Annotated in this window: 15 protein-coding genes; 9 read left to right on the top strand and 6 right to left on the bottom strand. The window is 66.7% G+C overall.

Going from position 1 to position 19,232, the window contains the following annotated elements; translation table 11 throughout:
- The first annotated feature begins 203 nt into the window (after positions 1-203).
- The gene (locus MLP_RS25925; RefSeq protein ID WP_013861284.1) at positions 204-2,684 is read left to right on the top strand and encodes a hypothetical protein; all 2,481 of its coding nucleotides are present in this window, start codon (positions 204-206) and stop codon (positions 2,682-2,684) included.
- Between the two features lie 183 nt (positions 2,685-2,867).
- Here MLP_RS25925 and MLP_RS01820 read toward each other — a convergent pair whose 3' ends face one another.
- Both MLP_RS01820 and MLP_RS01825 read right to left on the bottom strand, forming a co-directional pair.
- Positions 2,868-3,488, bottom strand: coding sequence for a helix-turn-helix transcriptional regulator (locus MLP_RS01820; protein ID WP_013861285.1), 621 nt, complete (start codon positions 3,486-3,488; stop codon positions 2,868-2,870).
- Positions 3,489-3,721: 233 nt separating this feature from the next.
- Complete coding sequence (locus MLP_RS01825) at positions 3,722-5,311, bottom strand: serine/threonine-protein kinase (protein ID WP_041789610.1); 1,590 nt, start codon at positions 5,309-5,311, stop codon at positions 3,722-3,724.
- Between the two features lie 138 nt (positions 5,312-5,449).
- On the opposite strand from MLP_RS01825, the gene cobN reads away from it, so the two are divergent.
- On the top strand, positions 5,450-9,106 hold the full coding sequence (cobN, locus tag MLP_RS01830) for a cobaltochelatase subunit CobN (protein ID WP_013861287.1): 3,657 nt from the start codon (positions 5,450-5,452) through the stop codon (positions 9,104-9,106).
- 148 nt (positions 9,107-9,254) lie between these two features.
- Positions 9,255-9,656 (top strand): pyridoxamine 5'-phosphate oxidase family protein, encoded by a 402-nt coding sequence (locus MLP_RS01835; RefSeq protein WP_013861288.1) that lies wholly within the window; start codon positions 9,255-9,257, stop codon positions 9,654-9,656.
- A 340-nt stretch (positions 9,657-9,996) separates the two neighbouring features.
- Here the strand turns inward: MLP_RS01835 and MLP_RS01840 are convergent, their stop codons facing one another.
- Positions 9,997-10,800 (bottom strand): class I SAM-dependent methyltransferase, encoded by an 804-nt coding sequence (locus MLP_RS01840; protein WP_049804699.1) that lies wholly within the window; start codon positions 10,798-10,800, stop codon positions 9,997-9,999.
- A gap of 540 nt (positions 10,801-11,340) precedes the next feature.
- Positions 11,341-11,922, bottom strand: a complete 582-nt coding sequence (locus tag MLP_RS01845; protein WP_013861291.1) for a nucleoside/nucleotide kinase family protein — start codon at positions 11,920-11,922, stop codon at positions 11,341-11,343.
- 188 nt (positions 11,923-12,110) lie between these two features.
- Between MLP_RS01845 and MLP_RS25930 the strand changes: the two genes are divergently transcribed.
- The 3 genes from MLP_RS25930 to MLP_RS01860 all read left to right on the top strand — a co-directional run bounded on the left by MLP_RS25930 (position 12,111) and on the right by MLP_RS01860 (position 14,649).
- Complete coding sequence (locus MLP_RS25930) at positions 12,111-13,253, top strand: phosphoribosylaminoimidazolesuccinocarboxamide synthase (protein ID WP_049804424.1); 1,143 nt, start codon at positions 12,111-12,113, stop codon at positions 13,251-13,253.
- Positions 13,254-13,435: 182 nt separating this feature from the next.
- Complete coding sequence (locus MLP_RS01855) at positions 13,436-14,362, top strand: trypsin-like serine protease (protein ID WP_013861293.1); 927 nt, start codon at positions 13,436-13,438, stop codon at positions 14,360-14,362.
- A gap of 38 nt (positions 14,363-14,400) precedes the next feature.
- The gene (locus MLP_RS01860) at positions 14,401-14,649 is read left to right on the top strand and encodes a carboxypeptidase regulatory-like domain-containing protein (protein ID WP_013861294.1); all 249 of its coding nucleotides are present in this window, start codon (positions 14,401-14,403) and stop codon (positions 14,647-14,649) included.
- 22 nt (positions 14,650-14,671) lie between these two features.
- Here the strand turns inward: MLP_RS01860 and cobF are convergent, their stop codons facing one another.
- Both cobF and MLP_RS01870 read right to left on the bottom strand, forming a co-directional pair.
- Entirely contained in the window at positions 14,672-15,442 is a 771-nt protein-coding gene (cobF, locus tag MLP_RS01865; protein ID WP_013861295.1) for a precorrin-6A synthase (deacetylating), read from the bottom strand.
- The gene (locus MLP_RS01870; protein WP_013861296.1) at positions 15,439-17,034 is read right to left on the bottom strand and encodes a cobyric acid synthase; all 1,596 of its coding nucleotides are present in this window, start codon (positions 17,032-17,034) and stop codon (positions 15,439-15,441) included. The genes cobF and MLP_RS01870 overlap by 4 nt, the downstream gene beginning before the upstream one ends.
- Positions 17,035-17,153: 119 nt before the next feature.
- On the opposite strand from MLP_RS01870, the gene MLP_RS01875 reads away from it, so the two are divergent.
- The 3 genes from MLP_RS01875 to MLP_RS01885 all read left to right on the top strand — a co-directional run bounded on the left by MLP_RS01875 (position 17,154) and on the right by MLP_RS01885 (position 19,222).
- Positions 17,154-17,780 carry a nucleotidyltransferase family protein gene (locus MLP_RS01875; RefSeq protein ID WP_013861297.1) on the top strand — a complete coding sequence of 209 codons (627 nt, stop codon included), beginning with the start codon at positions 17,154-17,156 and terminating at the stop codon, positions 17,778-17,780.
- Complete coding sequence (locus MLP_RS01880; protein WP_013861298.1) at positions 17,777-18,181, top strand: hypothetical protein; 405 nt, start codon at positions 17,777-17,779, stop codon at positions 18,179-18,181. Before MLP_RS01875 ends, MLP_RS01880 begins: the two co-directional genes overlap by 4 nt.
- A gap of 492 nt (positions 18,182-18,673) precedes the next feature.
- A complete protein-coding gene (locus MLP_RS01885; RefSeq protein ID WP_013861299.1) occupies positions 18,674-19,222 on the top strand; it encodes a nucleotidyltransferase domain-containing protein in 549 nt (182 codons plus the stop codon).
- Positions 19,223-19,232 lie beyond the last annotated feature (10 nt).

Below are 19,232 nucleotides of genomic sequence, written 5' to 3' on the forward strand. Positions count from 1 at the left end.
CCCGGCGCGGTCGTACGATTATCCGACCGGCGTCGAATGTGTGACGGTGTCGGCGCGGGATGAGTGACATCGGAGGGCACGATGCCCGTATTGACGGTTCGCGAGATCTACGACAGCGCGCGCGAGAGGTCTCGGCGTGCGCGCGGCAGTGCCCCGGTCCGTGCTCGCACTGATCGCGTCCATCGGATCAGAAGGTCAGGCCGATGACTGAACCGGCGACAGCGAGCAGCGGCGGCCCCGTGGGGTCGTACGAGATCGACCAAGGGGCCGGCATCGGCAAGGCGCCTTCGCCCTGGACCCCGGCGGGTGCGCCCATCGGCAACCAGCCGCGCCCGGGCGACTCGGACGGCGACGGCCTGTCCGACGTGTTCGAGCGGCTGATCGGCAGCGACCTCACCAAGGCTGACACCGACGGGGATGGGCTGGCCGACGGATTCGAGGCGTACGTCTCCGGCACCGACCCGCTTTCGGTCGACACCGATCAGGACGGGACGACTGACGGGTTCGAGATTGGTCAGCAGAGCGATCCGCTGCGGCTCGGGGATGACGGGCCGGAGGTGCCGCGCTGGACGATCGGCGCCGGCTATCAACGCCACCTGACTCAGGTGCAGGCTCAGAGCCAGGCGCCGCCCGCTCAGGCCGCGCCGCCACCGGTCGATCCCGGTCCGGCCGTGCCTGCCCCGCAGCCACCGCCGACCACACAAGTGCCGGACCTCAAGGGCGGTCGGGTCACCGCCACCGGCGGCGCGCCGCGACTGGTGGCCTCCCTGGATGCCGCCGGCCACGGCAACTGGCAGGGTGCGGTCAAGTCCGGCAACCAGTGGTTCCTGGTCGAGGCGGGCCCGAACGACAAGTATCAGATCTTCCACCGGCTCGACAGCAACGGCAACGAGATCGACCAGATGAAGGTGTTCGGCGCCGCTCATGCCACCTCGTTCGCCATGGTCGGCAACACGGTGTATGCCACCTATGACGGCGAGGTCGTCACGTTCCCGTACCAGGGTGGGGCGTCGACCAGCGCCGAGGACCGGCAACCCACCGGTTGGCGTGGACAGATCAGTATCGACCCGACCCAGCGATTCGCGGTGATCCGGAAGGGCAACCGCTATCGCGCGTACGACCTCGCGACCCATGAGCAGATCGGCCAGGAGGTGGTGACTCCGAAGGGCCCGCGCCAAGGTTTCTCCATCGTGGGTGACAGTCTCTATGTGCTGTCCGGGAAGACGAATCGCCGGGGTTGGGTCGACTCCTTCTCCTTCACCACGGGCCAACAGACGGGTACGCAAGACATCACCAGCACCGGCACGGGGCACAAGGAGCCGGAGGGCATGTTCGGCGACCTGATGGGCGTGAAGGAGGCCCGAGGCAATGCCCGCCGGCTGAACATCTATCAGCTCGACACCGGAATCGCACCGGCCAGCGCGTACATGCCGGGGGTGCCGTCGCCGGCCTCGGCGGCGAATGGCTTGACGCCGCCGGTTGGTGGGGTGCCGGGTGCGGGGCTACCTGCTGCTGGGTCTGCTGCCGGATCGACGCCCGTTGTCCCCACCGCAGTCGCCCCGGCCGCCACTGACCCGGCCGGCACTGACCCGGTCAGCAGCGCCTCGGTGGCGGCGGATCCGCCGGCTGTGCCAACCCAATCTGCTGGAGGCAGTGACCTCGACAAGGTGAAGTTCGGCGGCGAGACCGTGGACCGACGGACCGCTTCGATGCTGACCGAGGCTCAGCGGGTGGCGAATCTGAAGGACCCTTCGATCGGCAAGTTCAAGCTTTCGCAAGGGTGCTTCTGTCACGGGGTTGCTGCCTCGGCCGGCACCCATGACGGCCCCGGCGCCTTCGACATGATGACCTCCGGCTACAGCAGCGAGCAGAAGGACATCATCGGCATGGCGCTGCGCGAGGTCGGTTTCGCGAGTTGGCGGCGGCTGCCGAGCCAGGGTCCGTGGGGGGAACACTGGCATGGCATCGCGATCGGCACCAAGGGTCTGCCGAGCATCGCCGCAGGCCAGGTCAAGAGCTACTACGCAGGTCGCGACGGTCTGAAAGGCAACCGTGAGGACGACCAACCGCGACCGGAGACGATCCGGACCTGGGAGGAGTATCAGCAGGCGAGGGGTCCGCTGGACCAGCCGGCGACCACACCCGTCGTGCCGTCGCAGCCAACTCCCCAGGCGGGCGGAGACCAGTTCGACATCGACGGTGGGCAGTTGCTCGGCAACGGCGCGCAGGCACTCAATCCCAATGTCGACACCGATCATGACGGACTGAGCGACGCCTTCGAACGCTTGGCTGGAACCGATGCCACCAAGGCCGATACCGATGGGGACGGTTTGTCGGACTCGTACGAGGTCTTCACCTCGAAGACCGATCCGCTGCTCGCCGACAGCGATCTGGACGGCCTCACCGATTCCGCCGAGCTGAGTCTGGGCAGCGATCCCCTTGGTCCAGGCATGGCGGCCGGTGCCCCGGGCATCGCGGTGAACCCGCTTTATGGTTCGGGTGGGATCGGTTCGGGTGGGATCGGTGCGGACACGGTCGGTGCCAACTCGCTCGGCGCGAATCTCGGGGCCGACCCGCTCGGGCAAGGGCTGGGCGCTGGTTCGCTGCCCACCGGTGAGGTTGGCGGCGTACCCGATCCCCTCGCTCCCTCGGGCCAAGAACAGTACGAGTCCCTGGACCCCTGAGCCGCGTCGACGGAGGACTCGGCTGGACGAGACGTCTGGGAGGTCAGCCGTCGAGACAGGAGTCTGTGGGGGCCACGAATTGAAAGGTGCGTGGATGTAGTCTCGCGCCGGCGAAGCTACATCTAGGCACCTTTCAACTGGCCCGATGGACCACAGGTTCGCGGCGGTGGGTCCCAAACCGCGCTAGATCAGACCCTCGCGGACCGCGTACGCGACCGCGTGGGTGCGGTTCTTCAGTTGCAGTCGACTCGTCAGATCGTGCAGGACGTTCTTCACCGTGCGTTCGCTGTAGCACATCCGAGAGGCGATCTCGCTGGTGTCGAGGCCGTCGGCGACCAGGCGTAGCACCTCGGTCTCCCGCGGCGTCAGACCCGTGAACGTGAGCCCGCGTGGCGCCAGCACCTGGCGCTGGAGACGGCCCACCTGCTCCAGCAGACGACCGAGCAGATCTGGCGGGATCTCACCATCGCCGGAGGCGACCTTGATGATGGTCCGCACCATCGTGTCGGCACTGGCGTCGCTGCGCCGCAGCAGTCCCGCGACGCCGGCCTCTGCCGCGGCGACGAGAGCGTTGTCGTCGATGGTGGTCGCCACCAGCATCAGCCGGGGGTGACCGTCCTTGTGCATCGCCCGCAGCTCTCGGGTAGCGATCTCGTCGACACAATCGGTGATCAGGATCGCTACCGCGGACTGGGGCGCGCTGCCGACGATCGTGATCTCCGGCCGTTGCCGCAGTTGAGCGACGACGCCGGCCTGAGAGATCGGATCACGAGCATGTACATAGGTAGCGACGGCGGTGGACATCGGTGGAACCCCCTTGGTTGGTACACACGGGAACTACCCGTTGCCCTAACGGTCCACGTTGGCCTCACGATCGGCTCAACAGCCGCTCATCGTCCGCTCATCGTCGAAATGGGTGCCGGGCCCAAGCTGATTGATTCGTGCTCCGACCGCGTCTGCTACGCGGGTAGATCGCGGCAAAGATGGAAGTCGGGGCTGATATATCACCGGGCCTGGCCGGTGGTGGAGGACGGCGGCTATCCGATCACGGCGGACTGGTCGATCTTGAGCGTCCCATCGGAGTCCACCAGCGTGAATGAACGCCGTTCGCTCGACTTCTTGTTGCCGCTCTTCTCGACGTAGCTGATGGCTGCCTCGACGCTGTTGGGTCCGGTGGCCTTTGCCGAGGTCACCGTCACCGAGTCGATGGTCTTCCAGAAGTCCTCATAGCTCTTCTTGCCACCGGTCTTGCTCTGGTAGGCCGGCGTGAGCCGCTCCCAGGCAGCGTCGGTGTCGTCCGGCAGCAGGGCGTAGTAGTCGGTGACCGCCTTCGTCAGCTCGGCCGCGGGTATCTCCGAGGTCGTCGGGGTGGCTGTCGGACTCGGGGTTTGGGCCGGCGTGCTGACAGCGCTCTGGGTAGGTGCCGTGGTCGACGGCTCGGTCGAGGCCGCACTGCTGACGCTCGTCGCGGGGGCGTCCGAAGAGGGTTCAGCACTGGGTTGGCCCAACTTGGGCAGCAGTGTCGCGGCTGCGATGATCCCGGCCACCACGACCAGCGCGATGATCGCGATCAGACCCCAGCGGCGACGCGGCGTGGTGGGCTCGGGGTCAGAGACAGGTGTCGATGACGGCGGCGTCGATGTCGGCAGCGACGTCGCTGGTGACGAGGGGTCATCGGGGGTCGAGCGGCCTGGCGGCAGCGCGACGGTGGCTGCTGTCGGCACGGTCGGCTCGGCCGGCGGTGGTGCAGGCATCACCCGGGTCGGCGATGCGCCCACTGGAGGGATCGGCGGCATCGGCTGGCCGCGACCGTCGGCCAGGGCGGACAGCTGTGCCGCGGCATCGGCCATCGACGGCCGGCCGGCGGGGTCAGTGCTCAGCATTGCCAGCAGCAGCGGAGCCAGGGGCCCCGCCTGTTCCGGTGGCCGCAACTCGCCGGCGGCCACCCGGTAGAGCACGGCGATCGCGTTGCCGTCGTTTCCGAACGGCGGCTCACCCTCAACTGCTGCGTACAGCGTCGCGCCGAGGGAGAAGACGTCGGAGGCGTAGGTCGACTCCTCGCCGCGGGCCGATTCCGGCGCCAGATAGGCCGGCGTGCCGGTGATCATCCCGGTCATGGTGAGGGTGGTATCCCCGTACGCCCGGGAGATGCCGAAGTCGCAGATACGTGCGGTGCCATCGTCGCCGATCAGGATGTTGCCGGGCTTGATGTCGCGGTGCACGATGCCCAGCGCATGGGCGGCGGCCAAGGCGGAGGCGACCTGGGCGCCCACTCGGGCGGCCTCCTGAGGGGCGAGCGAGCCGAGCTCGCGCATCGCCTCACTCAACGGTATCGAGGGCACCAGTTCCATCACGATGCACGGCTTGCCCTCGTGCTCGACGACATCGAACACCGACACCGCGTACGGGTGCTGCAAGCGAGCGCTGATCCGGGCCTCGCGGATCGCCCGCTGGGTGATCACCTCGGTCTCCGCCTCGGTCACGCCGTGCTGGGTCCGCAACTGCTTGATAGCGATCGAGCGGTTCAGCCGCTCGTCGTGGGCCTCCCACACAACGCCCATCCCGCCGACACCGAGTTGACGCACCACCCGGTAGCGGTCAGCGATCATGCTGCCTGGCGCGGTCATGGGCGGAGCCTCTCGAACACGGTCATGAGCGGAGTCCCCCGGGATCATCGATATCTGGCCAGCACCGAGCGTACTCATCGCAGCGCGCAATCGCTCGGTCGTGTTCACGGTCAGCTCGGTTCGAGCCGGCCGCCTAGAATGCCGCCGGTGACCCGGATCGCCTTGCTCTCCACCTCCGATTCCGACCTGCTGTCGGCGCGCGCCAGCGGCGCTGACTACGGGTACGCCAACCCGGCCAAGACCGCGGCAGAGGACTCACGGGCGCTGGCGGAGGGTGCTGACCTGGTCGTCTATCGGTTTCTCGGTTCACCGCAGTCGCTGGGCGGAGACTTCGCACAGATCCGGGCGCTCGGCAGACCGGTGGTCGTGCTCGGCGGCGAACAGACCCCGGACGCCGCATTGATGGAGCTGTCCACGGTGCCGATCGGGGTCGCGGCGCAAGCCCACGTGTATCTGGCCCAGGGTGGCCCGCTCAATCTCACGCAACTGCATGCTTTCTTGTCCGACACCGTCCTGCTCACCGGAGTCGGCTTCGAGCCGCCGGCAGAGCAGGCAGCCTGGGGCGAGTTGCCCCGCGAAACTCCCGAGCCGCGGCCCGATGGCGCGATCCGTCCGCGGATCGGTGTCCTCTTCTATCGCGCCCAGCACGCGGCCGGGAACACCGCGTACGTGACCGCGCTCGCCGACGCGATCGACGCCGTCGGCGGTCAGGGTGTGCCGATCTTTGCCAGCTCACTCCGCGACGCACCGAATGCGCTGATCACTCACCTCGGCACCCTGGACGCGCTGATCACCACCGTGCTGGCCGCCGGCGGCACCCGACCGGCGACCGCTTCGGCCGGTGAGGAAGACGAGGGCTGGGACGTCCGCGCCCTGGCTGCCCTCGACATCCCCATGCTGCAAGGACTCTGCCTGACCTCCGATCGCACGTGGTGGGCCGGCTCGGACGACGGCATGTCCCCGCTGGATGTCGCCACCCAGGTCGCGGTGCCGGAGTTCGACGGCCGGATCATCACGGTGCCCTTCTCCTTCAAGGAGCTGGATGCCGACGGGCTGCCGCACTATGTCCCCGATGCCGAGCGCTGCCGCCGGGTGGCCGAGATCGCGGTCAACCATGCTCGGTTGCGGCATATCCCGCCTGCCGAACGCAAGATCGCGATCGTGCTGTCGGCGTACCCGACCAAGCACTCCCGGATCGGCAACGCCGTAGGTCTGGACACCCCGGTCTCGCTGATCCGGCTGCTCCGGGCGATGCGTGCCCAGGGCTATGACCTCGGTTCGCCCGGTGAGATTCCCGGCACCGGTGAGCTGCCCGAGGTCGAGGGTGAGCACCCCGACACCACGGCGGGCAACGCGCTGATCCATGCGTTGATCGAAGCCGGCGGCCAGGACCCGGAGTGGCTGACCGCCGAGCAGCTGTCCGGGCAGCCGATCCGGATCCCGGCCGCGACCTATCGTCGCTGGCTGGCCGACCTCCCCGAGGAACTGGTTCAGGAGGTCACCGAGGCCTGGGGTCCGGCGCCGGGCGAACTGTTTGTGGACACCTCGCGCAACAACGACGGAGAGATCGTCGCCGCCGCGATCCGGGCCGGCAACATCGTGATCGTGGTCCAGCCGCCGCGCGGCTTCGGGGAGAACCCGATCGCGATCTACCACGACCCCGATCTGGCGCCGAGCCACCACTATCTGGCCACCTACCGCTGGATCGAGCGCGAGTTCGGCGCGCACGCGATGGTGCACGTCGGCAAGCACGGCAACCTGGAATGGTTGCCGGGCAAGACCCTCGGCATGTCGGCCGCCTGCGGCACCGATGCTGCGGTCGGCTCGTTGCCGCTGATCTATCCCTTCCTGGTCAACGATCCGGGTGAGGGTACGCAGGCCAAGCGGCGCGCCCACGCGACCATCGTCGACCACCTGGTGCCGCCGATGGCGCGGGCGGAGTCGTACGGCGACATCTCTCGACTGGAGCAACTGCTCGACGAGTACGGCAATGTCTCGGTGATGGATCCGGCCAAGGCGCCCGCGCTGCAAGGGGAGATCTGGACCCTCATCCAGTCCGCACAGCTACACCTCGACCTCGGTCTGGAGGACAGGCCGGAGGACGACGACTTCGACGAGTTCGTCATGCACGTCGACGGCTGGCTGTGCGAGATCAAGGACGTCCAGATCCGCGACGGTCTGCACATCCTGGGACAGGCGCCCGCGGGCGACGACCTGGTCAACCTGGTGCTCGCCATCCTCCGGGCTGGTCAGGTGTTCGGCGGCCAGGTGAACGGAGTGCCGGGTCTGCGCGTCTCTCTCGGCCTTGATCACGAGGAGTCGGGCACGGAGCGGGTCGACCAGGTCGAGGCGCAGGCGCGGTCCCTGGTGGAGGGGCTGGCAGCCGCTGACTGGCAGGTCGCGGCCGTCGAAACCGTGATCGAGGAGGTGCTCGGCGAGCCCAACGCGGGGGTGAGTGCGGCGCTGACCTTCGCGTGCACGGAGGTGGTGCCGCGGCTGCGGCGTACCAGCGGGGAGATCGACGCGGTGCTGCACGCTCTGGACGGCGGCTACATCCCGGCCGGGCCGTCGGGTTCGCCGTTGCGCGGGCTGGTCAATGTGTTGCCGACCGGCCGCAACTTCTATTCCGTCGATCCGAAGGCGATCCCGTCGCGGTTGGCGTACCAGACGGGCCAGGCGATGGCCGACTCGTTGCTGCAACGCTATCTGGACGAGACCGGCGGCTATCCGCAGTCGGTCGGTCTGTCGGTCTGGGGCACGTCGGCCATGCGTACCTCCGGCGACGACATCGCCGAGGTGCTCGCGCTGCTCGGCGTGCTTCCCGTCTGGGACGAGATGTCGCGCCGGGTGGTCGATCTCGAGGTGGTGCCGCTGGCCGAGCTGGGTCGGCCGCGGATCGATGTCACCGTACGGATCTCCGGCTTCTTCCGGGACGCCTTTCCGCACGTCGTCGCGATGCTGGACGACGCCGTGCGACTGGTCGCCGACCTGGACGAGTCCGACGAGGACAACTATGTCCGGGCACATACCCGGGCCGACCTGGCCAGCCACGGTGACCAGCGCCGCGCCACCACGCGAGTGTTCGGCTCCAAGCCCGGCTCGTACGGGGCCGGCATCCTGCCCCTGGTCGAGTCCGGCAACTGGCGTGACGACAGCGACATCGCCGAGGTCTACACGGCGTGGGGTGGTTTCGCGTACGGGCGGGACCTCGACGGCGTACCGGCTCGGGACGACATGCAGACCAACTACCGGCGGATCTCCGTCGCGGCCAAGAACATCGACACCCGCGAGCACGACATCGCCGACTCCGACGATTACTTCCAGTACCACGGCGGCATGATCGCCACCGTCCGGGCACTGACCGGCGCCGAGCCGAAGGCGTACGTGGGCGACTCCACCACCCCCGATGCGGTCCGCACCCGGACGCTGAGCGAGGAGACCGCGCGGGTCTTCCGGGCGCGGGTGGTCAATCCGCGCTGGATCGCGGCGATGCAGCGACATGGCTACAAGGGCGCGTTCGAGCTGGCTGCGACGGTGGACTATCTGTTCGGCTTCGATGCCACCGCCGGGGTGGTGCACGACTGGATGTATGAGCAGTTGGCCAGCTCGTATGTGCTGGACAAGCAGAACCAAGACTTCTTGCGGCAGGCCAATCCGTGGGCGCTGACCGGGATCATCGAGAAGCTGTCGGAGGCAGCGGAGCGAGGTCTGTGGGCCGAGCCGGATCCGGAGACGATGTCCGCGCTGCAGCAGGTCTATCTCGATGTCGAGGGCGATCTCGAGGACCGGGGGTGAGCGTGATCTCTGTCGCGCTGCGCGCTCCGCGGTCATGGAGCTCCGCGAGTCTCGCTCGTTCGTCGCGTTTCCGAACGACCGGCTGTGCCGCGGTGCAAAGCTGCGGGGTCGTTCGGAAACACTCCTGCACTCCCGAGAGGCTACGCCCATGACCGTGGATCTCGATGCGATGCCTGACGATGTGCTCGACTTCCTGACCGAGCGACATCTGGCGACGTTGACGACGCTGCGGGCCGATGGGACACCGCACGTGGTGCCGGTCGGATTCACCTACGACCCGGCGACCAGGATCGCCAGAGTGATCACCAGCGGCGACTCGGTCAAGGCCCGCAATGCTGGTCGGCCTGGGGCTGTGGCGGCCATCTGTCAGGTGGACGGCGCCCGGTGGCTGACGGTCAGCGGCCCGGTCCGCGTCGACCGCGATCCCGAGGTGATCGCCGACGCCGTCGCCCGATACGCGCAGCGCTATCGGCAGCCGCGGGTGAACCCGAAGCGGGTGGCTTTGATCATCGAGGTCGATCGGATGCTCGGCTCCAGCAGGCTCGGGTGATCGGTGCTGCCCGCACTCGCTGAGACCGCCCTCAGACCCGGCTACTTCGTCGTCGTTCGGAGAGGAAAGAGCGCCTCTCCTCTCTCCTCCTCAGCACGCCGGCGGGCGGCCTCCGCCGCTCGCGCTCAGTGTTGCCCGCACTCGCTGAGACCGCCCTCAGACCTGGCTACTTCGTCGTCGTTCGGAGAGGAAAGAGCGCCTCTCCTCTCTCCTCCTCAGCACGCCGGCGGGCGGCCTCCGCCGCTCGCGCTCAGTGTTGCCCGCACTCGCTGAGACCGCCCTCAGACCCGGCTACTTCGTCGTCGTTCGGAGAGGAAAGAGCGCCTCTCCTCTCTCCTCCTCAGCACGCCGGCGGGCGGCCTCCGCCGCTCGCGCTCAGTGCTGGCGCGATCCGCAGTTCGTGCAGGTAGGTCTTGGTGATGACGCCGCCGTAGTCGTCGTTGATCAGGGAGCGCAGCTCACTGAGCAGCCCGTTGCGTACGTCTTCAGGCCAGGCGCGGTGGTTGGAGTAGGTGCGCAGCACGTCGAGATAGGTGTCCGCGGTGTAGTCGATGTCGCGCACATAGCGTCGCCGGACCCCGGGTCCGAACAGCTCCGAGGTGTCGATCTCGTCAGTGGTCGGCGGGATGTCATCGGGCGGCAGCAGTCTCTCGTCGGGATCGGTGGCCGGATCCCAGCGCAGGTATGACTCCTGAGCTCGGTCGAAGAACTCGACACTGCCACCGCGTACGTGGGAGGTGGTGACGGTGGCGAGATGACCGCCGGCGCACAGGACCTGGTGGACCAGTCGGGCGCGAACCTTGCGGTCGACCCAGTGCCACGCCGTGAAGCTGGTGACCAGGTCGGCCGCGGCCGGGGGAGTCCAGTCCTCGAAGGCGGCATTGACCACCCTCACGTCAGGCAGGTTGGTCTGCAGGCGCCTGGCCATATTGGCGCCGATCTCGACCGCGGTGATCGCGGCACCGGTGGCCAGCAGGCCACGGGTGGCTTGCCCGGTGCCAGGGCCGATCTCGACGACGGTGCTGCCTGCGCCGATGCCGGTGATGTTGACCAGGTCGGCGAACAGTGCGGGCGGGTAGTCCGGCCGGGAGCGGTCGTAGAGGTCAGCGTCCTCGTCGAAGATGCTGCGAAGGTTGTCTGCCACAGCACCAGCATGCCCATACACGAGGATGGAGCACACTAGGCGAACAAGATCGCCAGCGGGGCCCAGCCGGCTCGCCGTGATCACCGATTCCGCCGGGCACCAGCGGGCCGCAGGCTGGCTTCGCCAACTGCGTGCAACGGGCGGCTACGTCTACAGCGGCTGCTACACCCACACGCTGCTACCGGGCGCGGCTCGGCCGAGCGTGCATGTCTCGTTTCCCCTACAGAGCGGAACGTCCAAGTGTTCCTGCGTCCCGACGTAGCCGACGACAGGTCGCTGTGGTCGCGGTCGGCGGGTGGCCGGTTCGGTGCCGACGGCACGTACGTACTCGTCGTCGACCGCGGACGGACCTACGCGGCGGCGGTCCCGCTCCGGGAGACCTTCACGTGCACGTCGATGAGGAGGGCGTGCTGCGTACCGATCATGACCTGCGTCTCCATTCGGCAAGCGTGGTCCGGCTGCACTACAAGCTGGAACAACTCAGCTGACGGTTGCCGACCTGCTTTGCCCTTGAGCTTGCTCGCGGATCGGGGCGCACGGCTAGGCAGTGAGGAAGCGATCCACTGCCTCGGCAGACAGGATCTGGGGTGTGACCGTGTCGGTCGCGAGCGTGAAGTCTTCCAGGGCGAATCTCTCGAGCAGCTCCGCGAACTCCGCACTGCGTTGCCCGTACTCCGTGAGTTCGGCGTGTGTCTGCGCGTCCAGTTCCGAGCCTCGGGTCGCGGCCTCTGCCTCGCGTCGGGCGACGATGCGCTGTCGTACGGTTTCGGGAGCCGCGGTCAGCCGGCAGAAGGTGAACTCGGCGGCAGGGATGGCGGCGGTGAACAGGTCGCGATCCTCGGAAGTGACAACGATGCCGGATACGACCAGGGTGTTGACGCCCCGGGCGTGGTAGACCGCCCAGATGGCGCGGAGGTTGTCGGCCACGACCTCGGCAGGATTGTTCGGTGCCGGATGGCAGAAGCTCAAATAGTCGGTGTCGACGTAGGCAACCTGGCCAGGCTGCTGCGTGAGCAGCGTGTACGCCTCCCAGCCGATCGTGGACTTGCCGACGGCATCGGCGCCGTAGAACCACAGCACGCGAGGCTGGTCCACGGCAGGTGCAGAGGAGTGTGTGGTCACCGAGTGTTCCTACCAGGATCGATTGGCCAACGCACCACGATTTGTCGACTCGGCTCAAGACTGGAGCTCACTGCCGAGGTGCGTAGGGACTCGGTCGGTCACTTGACTTCCCTCCAAGCGTCAGAAGATACTGACGTCAGTTAATCCTGACGTCAGTATCTTCTGACGATTTAGCAAGGAATCGATGCATGGCGCAGGACGCCCCGTCCGCCAAGGCGAAGCCGGTTCACCCTGACTGGGTCCTGGAACTGGAGGGCGCAGACATCCTGTTCGGACGCGCCGCGCTGCCAGAGTTCAAGAGCGAGCCGTGGACGATCCACTTCTCGCTGCCATCCGACCTCTCCGAGCTGGACGGCGTGGCCGACCCGTTGGTACTCATCCATGCCGGATCGGGATTCGTTCGTGACATCGAGTCGAAGATGGATCTCCTCGTCGCAATGGCGCGTGAGCAAGGGCGCTCGTGGACCGAGATCGGTCGGGCTCTGGGTGTCACCAAGCAGACCGCATGGGCGCGGTTGGCGCGTGTGGTGGCAGAAGGCAAGACCAAGATCGTCGAGGAAGTTGGCAACGGTGAGGTGCTGGTCCGCAGCAAGGACGACATCACCGCCGGCGACGGAGCCAAGCACGATGTGATCGATGGCAAGGCTGCCGCGTCCACGCGTACGACAGGCAACATCTTCCGACTCCTCGAGCGCCACGGCATCCCAACGCACTTCGTGAACGGTGTCGACGACGTCACCTTCCGGGCGCGCGAAGTGGAGATGATTCCGCTGGAGTTGGTGGCGCGTCGGTACGCCACCGCCAGCTTCAAAGATCGCTTTCCTGACCTGGTTGATGGCGCACTCCTCGACGAGGTGGTCTTTGAGGTCTTCGAGAAGGACGATGCCAACCACGACCCGCTGCTGGAGTTCGATTTCGACGCCAGCGTCCTACGACGGTACGTGCCCAACGACAAGGCGGCCGAGGCGATTGGCCCAGTTGCCAGAGCTGGTGACTTCATCAGCGAAGAGCCGCTGGGTGAGAGCCGCTACGCCGATGTTTCGCCGGAACTCATCGCCAGACTTCGGAGCCGTACCGTTTCGACTTTCGAGGTCATCGAGAACGCTTGGAAGCAACAAGGTGGGGTCTACATCGACGTCAAGATCGAATGCGGCTTCGATCGTGAGAGTGGTGAACTCCTGGTAGCCGACGTCATCGACAGCGACTCCGGCAGATTGCGCTTCGGCGAGATTGACATGTCCAAGCAGTCGTATCGAGACGGCACGGCCACCTTGCCGGAGATCAAGAGGAAGTTCGACGAGGTGGCTGCTCTCACAGATCGTTTCGTGTGATTCATCGACTGGTGCGCTGTGGTGGCTTCGATTGCGTTGAAGCCACCCTGGCGCACCAGTGAGTGCGCACTCACTTCGGCGCGAGGGACTGAGATGTATCTCCCTGGCCGCTTCAAGGCTCATCCAGGTCCATCAAAGGCGGCTCCATCGGGGAGGTCGCCGGAACTCAGGAGGACCTGACCATGAGTGAGAACACACTCGAGAACCCGCACACACCGGTCCAGCCGGAGGTCGATGACACCGACGAGCAGTTGGACGTCGAGGTTGTCGCCGAGGCGTCGAGCGGCGAAGGGGAGAGCGTCGCGGTCATAGGCGAGGTGGAGCCCGTCATTGCCGTCTCCGCGGAGGCAGTGGTGGCCGAGACCGCACCGGACACGTCAGCCTTGCGGCCCATCGGCGAGGCGACGTACGGCGCGGCGATCACCACCGAGTCGGTGCTCGGACCTGACACCCGGATCCAGATCAACAACACCGCCGACTACCCGTGGCGGGTGCACTGCTCGTTGCTGATCACTGCCAACGACGGGTCGCAGTGGATCGGCACCGGCTGGTTCATCGGCCCGAAGACCGTGGTCACCGCCGGCCACTGCGTCTTCATCCACGCGCCGGGCACCCCGCGGCATGGCTGGGTGCAGAGCATCCGGGTGATGCCGGGACGCAATGGCGCCACCCTGCCGTACGGGTCGGTCACGGTCCCGCGGGCCAATCTGCGCAGCGTCACCGGCTGGACCGTCAACGGCCCGAACGAGGAGTACGACTACGGGGCCATGGTGCTGCCGACCCCACTCGGGAACACCACCGGCTGGTTCGGCTTCGCCAACTACTCCGACGCCACCCTGCAGCCGATGACGGTGAACCTGTCCGGATATCCCGGGGATAAGCCGGCCGGCACCCAGTGGTACCAGTCGAGTGCGATCGCAGCCCTCGGCCCGCGGAAGGTCTACTACACGATCGACACCTTCGGCGGACAGAGCGGCAGCGCCGTCTACGTGATCAAGGACGGCAGCCGGTACGGGGTCGCTGTGCACGCGTACGGTGGGGCCAGCAGCAACAGCGGCACCCGGATCACCAAGCCGGTGTTCGACAACTTCCAGCTCTGGAAGTCCTGATCGAGAAGGACGAGATCGAGAGGGTCGGTGGCGCCACCATGATCATTCAAGGAGTCGTCGCCGACCCGTCGGGCCAGCCGGTACCTGGGGCCGTGGTCATGGTGGCTGCGGCCCCGGTGCCGGTGCCCGACATCGCGGCGTTGACCGATGCGACAGGCCGGTTCTCGATCATGGTGTCGGCGCCCGGGACCTATCGTCTGCTGATCCGGGGAGCGAACGCGATGACCGAGACCACCGTCTCGGTGCACACCGAGGCCGTCGAGGTCAGGGCCGAGCTGCCGGGATGATCTAGCCGCGCAGGGTGTGGCACTACCAGAGCAGGGCGTAGACGTCCATCACCCAGCCGCGACGGGCCCGGATCGCGGTCCGGAGCTCGGCGATCTCGTCAACGACGTCGGCCAGCCGGCCGCGGACCAGTGCTTCATCGGGCAGTCCGAGTTGGGCGCCCCACGCGATCTTCAGGTCGGGATGATCGTCAACCAATCCGCGACAGGTCAGCTGGCCGTCGAGCATCACGACAACAGTCCCCAGTTCCGGGCTGAACTCCTCCAGCAGCCGACGACCAGTGGTCACGTGGATCGGACCGCCGATCGTGTTCAGAATGAGCTGGTGCCGGGCGGCCAGCAACTGGAAGCTGCTGATCCCCGGAAACACCTCGATGGTGAGGTCGACACCGGCATCGCGGATCTGGGAGACGATCCGCAGCGTGCTGTCGTAGAACGCCGGATCTCCCCAGACCAGGAAGCCGAGAGTGCCACCGTCGGGCAGCTCACGATCGATCACCTCGCGGTAGATGCGTGCGCGGCGGGCGTGCCAGTCGGTCACCGCCTCGCGATAGCCCGAGGTCTCTCGATCTCGCGGCGGGTCGACCACCTCGATCACTCGGTAGTCATCGTGACTGATCACTGCCTGGCACAGCTCGCTGCGCAGCGCGGCCAGATCGCGGGCGACCGGGTCGTCGGTCCTGGCCCGTTTGTCGGCGACCAGGAAGACGTCGACCCGATTGAGCGCGGCCACGGCCTCCCTGGTCAGGTGGCCCGGACTGCTGCTGCCGATGCCGATGACCAGCACCGTGATCATGCGTCTCCTCCCGATCCTGCTTGGTCCTCCGACCGGGCTCCGGTGCCGCCCTTCGGCGGAGTTTTGGTCCGAAATCCACCTGCAGCGGGGGTTTTGCGCCAAAAGTTCGGTTTGGTGGGGCGGGCAGTGGTCCAGCTCAGCAACCGGTCGAGGTCGAGATGCTCCTCGACCGCGTCGGCCATGGTCGTGATCATGGTCTCGCGCCGCTCGGCGAACGCCGGGGCATCCTGCCGCGGACGCCAGTCAGAACCGGACGCTGCGGCGACCTCGGTCAGCCATGCCCTACGGAAGTCGTCGTTCTCCAGCGTGCCGTGCCACATCGTGCCCCAGGTCTGCCTTGACCGCCAGCCATCCAGGAATTGCTCGGCATCGGTCCCGTCGATCGGTTCGGCGACCCCGTGATGGATCTCGTACGCCGCCACGGGGTGACCGCGCCAGGAGCCAACGGGTCGACCGAGCACTTTGTCGTCGCTGAAGGTGACGTGGATGGGAAGCAGACCCAGCCCCGACGTCGCACCGTCGCCTGACTCCAATTTGTCGTCGATCTCGCGGGCCAACAGTTGGTAGCCGCCACAGATCCCCAGCACGGGTCGCCCTTGGCTGGCCCGCCCCATCACCGCCTCTGCGATCTCGGTTTCGCGCAGCCAGGTCAGATCCGACACCGTCGTCCTCGTCCCCGGCAGCACCACCAGGTCAGCATCGGCCACCACCCGAGGGTCGGTGGTCACCAGGACATCCACCCCCGGCTCGGCAGCGAGAGCCTCGACATCGGTGATGTTGGAGACCCGTGGCAGCCGGACCACGGCCACCCGCAGCCGATCACGATCACCACTCGCTCTGGGCGACGAACGCCAGGCGCCGACCTCCAGAGTGTCCTCGGCATCCAGCCAGACATTCGGTAGCCAGGGCAGCACTCCGAGACCGACCAGCCCGGTCCGCTCTGTGAGCATCTCTAATCCTGGCTGCAGAATCGACTGATCACCGCGGAACTTGTTGATCACGTAACCGCGCAATGTCGCTCGATCGGCGTCGTCCAGCAAGGCGTACGTCCCGTACAGGGAGGCGAACACCCCACCTCGGTCGATGTCACCGACGATGATCATCGGTAGCTTGAATCGACGTGCGAGCCCGAGATTGACGTAGTCGCCGGTACGCAGGTTGATCTCCGCCGGGGAACCGGCGCCTTCGCAGATGACCAGGTCGTGCGCTGCGGCCAGTTCCTGGTACGCGGCGAACGCCGCCTCCGCCAGTGCAGCCCGGCCGGTGGCGTACTGGCCGGCTTCCAACGTCCCGTACGGCTTTCCGCGGAGCACCACGAAACTGCGCCGATCCGACCCTGGCTTCAACAGCACCGGGTTCATCGCCGAGGTCGGCTCGGCGCCGGCGGCCTGCGCCTGCAGATGCTGCGCGCGCCCTATCTCCGACCCGTCGGCGCAGACCATCGAGTTGTTGGACATGTTCTGCGCCTTGAACGGCGCGACGTTGATCCCGCGCCGCGCCAGCGCCCGGCACAACCCGGTGACCACCAAAGACTTGCCCGCGTCGGAGGACGTGCCCGCGATCAGAACTCCGCTGGCGGCTTGGTGGGGCACTGGAGAAGTCTATTGGCGTCTGGTGTAGGTCGACCGATGCGACGCTGACCCGAGGCGACCCTCCAGCAAGTGATCCAACTATAGTTGACTCATGCCAATGATAGTTGGATCATTGAGCCGTGGATCTGTCCTTCCCGCTCGCTACTGTCACGCCGACTCTGGATGCCGGAGTCCTGCAGGTGCTGGCTGCCACGACCACGGGCTGCACCGCGGCAGAGGTGCACCGCCGCCTTGGGCGCGGGAGTGATGAGGGCGTCCGCAAGGTATTGGCGCGGCTGGCCACGCAGGGTGTGGTGCTCGTCGAGACATTGGCGCGCTACCCCGTCTATCGGCTGAACCGTGACCATGTGGCCGTTCCCCACATTGCGGCACTGACCGGGATTAGGGATCAGATCGTGACCAACATTCGCGAGGAGGTTGCGCACTGGGAGATCAAGCCGAGCTTTGCTGGATTGTTCGGCTCGTTCGCTAGGGGAACTGCGGGTACGGACAGCGACATCGACATTCTGCTGGTGCGCCCCGAACCGGTGTCCGGTTTCGACGAGGACCGATGGCTGGAGCAACTCGACCACCTCGATCGCCGGATCCGAGCGTGGACCGGCAACGCCGCGCAGATCATCGACCTGGATTCCACCACGCTGGCTCGGATGGCCAGCGACGGTGACCCTCTCGTCGGCTCCTGGCGCGGCGAGACCATCCAGGTCTACGGTGAGCGTCTTCTCGACCTGTTGGCGAGGCTGCGGTGAGCCCGCGTCATTCGGGTCGCATCGTCGACTGCACGCCGTCCGAGAGCCGGACGCGGCGCGACCACGCGCGAGCGTTTCTCGAAGTCGCCGAACTGGTTCTGACCGAAGAACGCCGCGAGGCGCACGTCGCCGCGGCACTGGCTGTTCTGGCAGGAATCGCTGCGGCTGACGCCATCTGCGGACTGAATCTCGGCAAGTGGAGCCGTGGTCAGGACCATCGCCAGGCGGTGGATCTGCTGAACGAAGTCGCACTGCATGATCACTCTCTGCCCACCAAACTCGGTCGCCTGGTCGCGGACAAGGATGCCGTCCACTATTCCCCGAACCTCATCACGGTCGACAGGGCCAAGACCATGGTGCGCCTGGCAACTGCACTGCTAGCTGAGGCAGACCGGCGCTAGCCAGAGCTTTGGGCGACGTGGCGGTCAGCCGAGCCCTCGACGACACCGCCCAACAGAACAGAATGCCGCCGACGAGAAGGAGATTCGGCACCTGATCTGGCCGAAATCAGGTGCCAATACTCCTTCTCGCAGGCTTCCCATCGCCAGCTTCGACGGACTTGTTGAGGCGGGCAGATGCACGCCCCGGGAAGGCGAGAACCACGAAACTGCTGATGACTCGGACCCTCGTTCGTGGTCTGCGTAGCTCACGCGCCGGAACGGGGAACTCGGGGATCGAATCCCAATGCGTTTCTCCCGTCATCTCGCAAGGCCAATGTCAAGGGCCACAGGGTTCTGCCCGGTGTCCGAGGTGGCACCGGTAGCGGAAGGAAGCTGCCGGATCGGTGCCGAGCCGGGGGAGACGTCCCGCGGGAACGTCTCGGGTGATTCGGCCGAGTCGAGGAGAGTAGGCAGCTCCGCAGCATGCAAGCTGCTGGGCCTAGGGTGGCGCTGGTGGAGGACCTCGCCAAGGTGCAGTTGGTTGCGATCGCCGAACTGGTCGACGCAGCCGGTGAACTGAATGCACCAGTCTGGCTTCGGGGCGGTTGGGCGATGGACTTCTTCCTCGGTCGCGTGACACGGGAACATCTGGATATTGACTGGTTCGTGCTCGTCGAGGATGCGGCCCGGCTGCGCGAGCAACTGCTGCAACACGGCTTTGTTGATGTCACTACGGCCGACCCGGAACAACAGATCGATCTGCGTCGCGGTCGAGTCGACCATGGGATCGCGATCATCCGGCTGGATGATCAGGGAAACGCGGTCGTCGCTGGCGGGACCTGGGCCGGCGAACCGTGGCCGGTCGGGATGCTCGACGGCCGCATCGGTCGGATCGGTGACACCAGGGCCCCGGTGATCAGCCCAGGAGCTCAGATCGAGATCAAGACGATGCTGCCGGTGTGGAACCCGACTCTTCGGCGGCGTCAGAAGGACCTCGACGACGTCGCCGCACTTCAGGCCCACTGCGACCGAAGCAATGCCGAGAGACGTTCAGCCCAGTAGGCGAGACTCG

Source organism: Microlunatus phosphovorus NM-1 (assembly GCF_000270245.1).
Classification (GTDB): Bacteria; Actinomycetota; Actinomycetes; order Propionibacteriales; family Propionibacteriaceae; genus Microlunatus; species Microlunatus phosphovorus.

What these genes read in the sequence shown, in the direction of transcription:
- MLP_RS25925 (WP_013861284.1), top strand. Translation starts at nt 204, where the DNA reads ATGACTGAACCGGCGACAGCGAGCAGCGGCGGCCCCGTGGGGTCGTAC.
- MLP_RS01820 (WP_013861285.1), bottom strand. Translation starts at nt 3,488, where the DNA reads ATGTCCACCGCCGTCGCTACCTATGTACATGCTCGTGATCCGATCTCT.
- MLP_RS01825 (WP_041789610.1), bottom strand. Translation starts at nt 5,311, where the DNA reads ATGACCGCGCCAGGCAGCATGATCGCTGACCGCTACCGGGTGGTGCGT.
- cobN (WP_013861287.1), top strand. Translation starts at nt 5,450, where the DNA reads ATGCCGCCGGTGACCCGGATCGCCTTGCTCTCCACCTCCGATTCCGAC.
- MLP_RS01835 (WP_013861288.1), top strand. Translation starts at nt 9,255, where the DNA reads ATGACCGTGGATCTCGATGCGATGCCTGACGATGTGCTCGACTTCCTG.
- MLP_RS25930 (WP_049804424.1), top strand. Translation starts at nt 12,111, where the DNA reads ATGGCGCAGGACGCCCCGTCCGCCAAGGCGAAGCCGGTTCACCCTGAC.
- MLP_RS01855 (WP_013861293.1), top strand. Translation starts at nt 13,436, where the DNA reads ATGAGTGAGAACACACTCGAGAACCCGCACACACCGGTCCAGCCGGAG.
- MLP_RS01860 (WP_013861294.1), top strand. Translation starts at nt 14,401, where the DNA reads ATGATCATTCAAGGAGTCGTCGCCGACCCGTCGGGCCAGCCGGTACCT.
- cobF (WP_013861295.1), bottom strand. Translation starts at nt 15,442, where the DNA reads ATGATCACGGTGCTGGTCATCGGCATCGGCAGCAGCAGTCCGGGCCAC.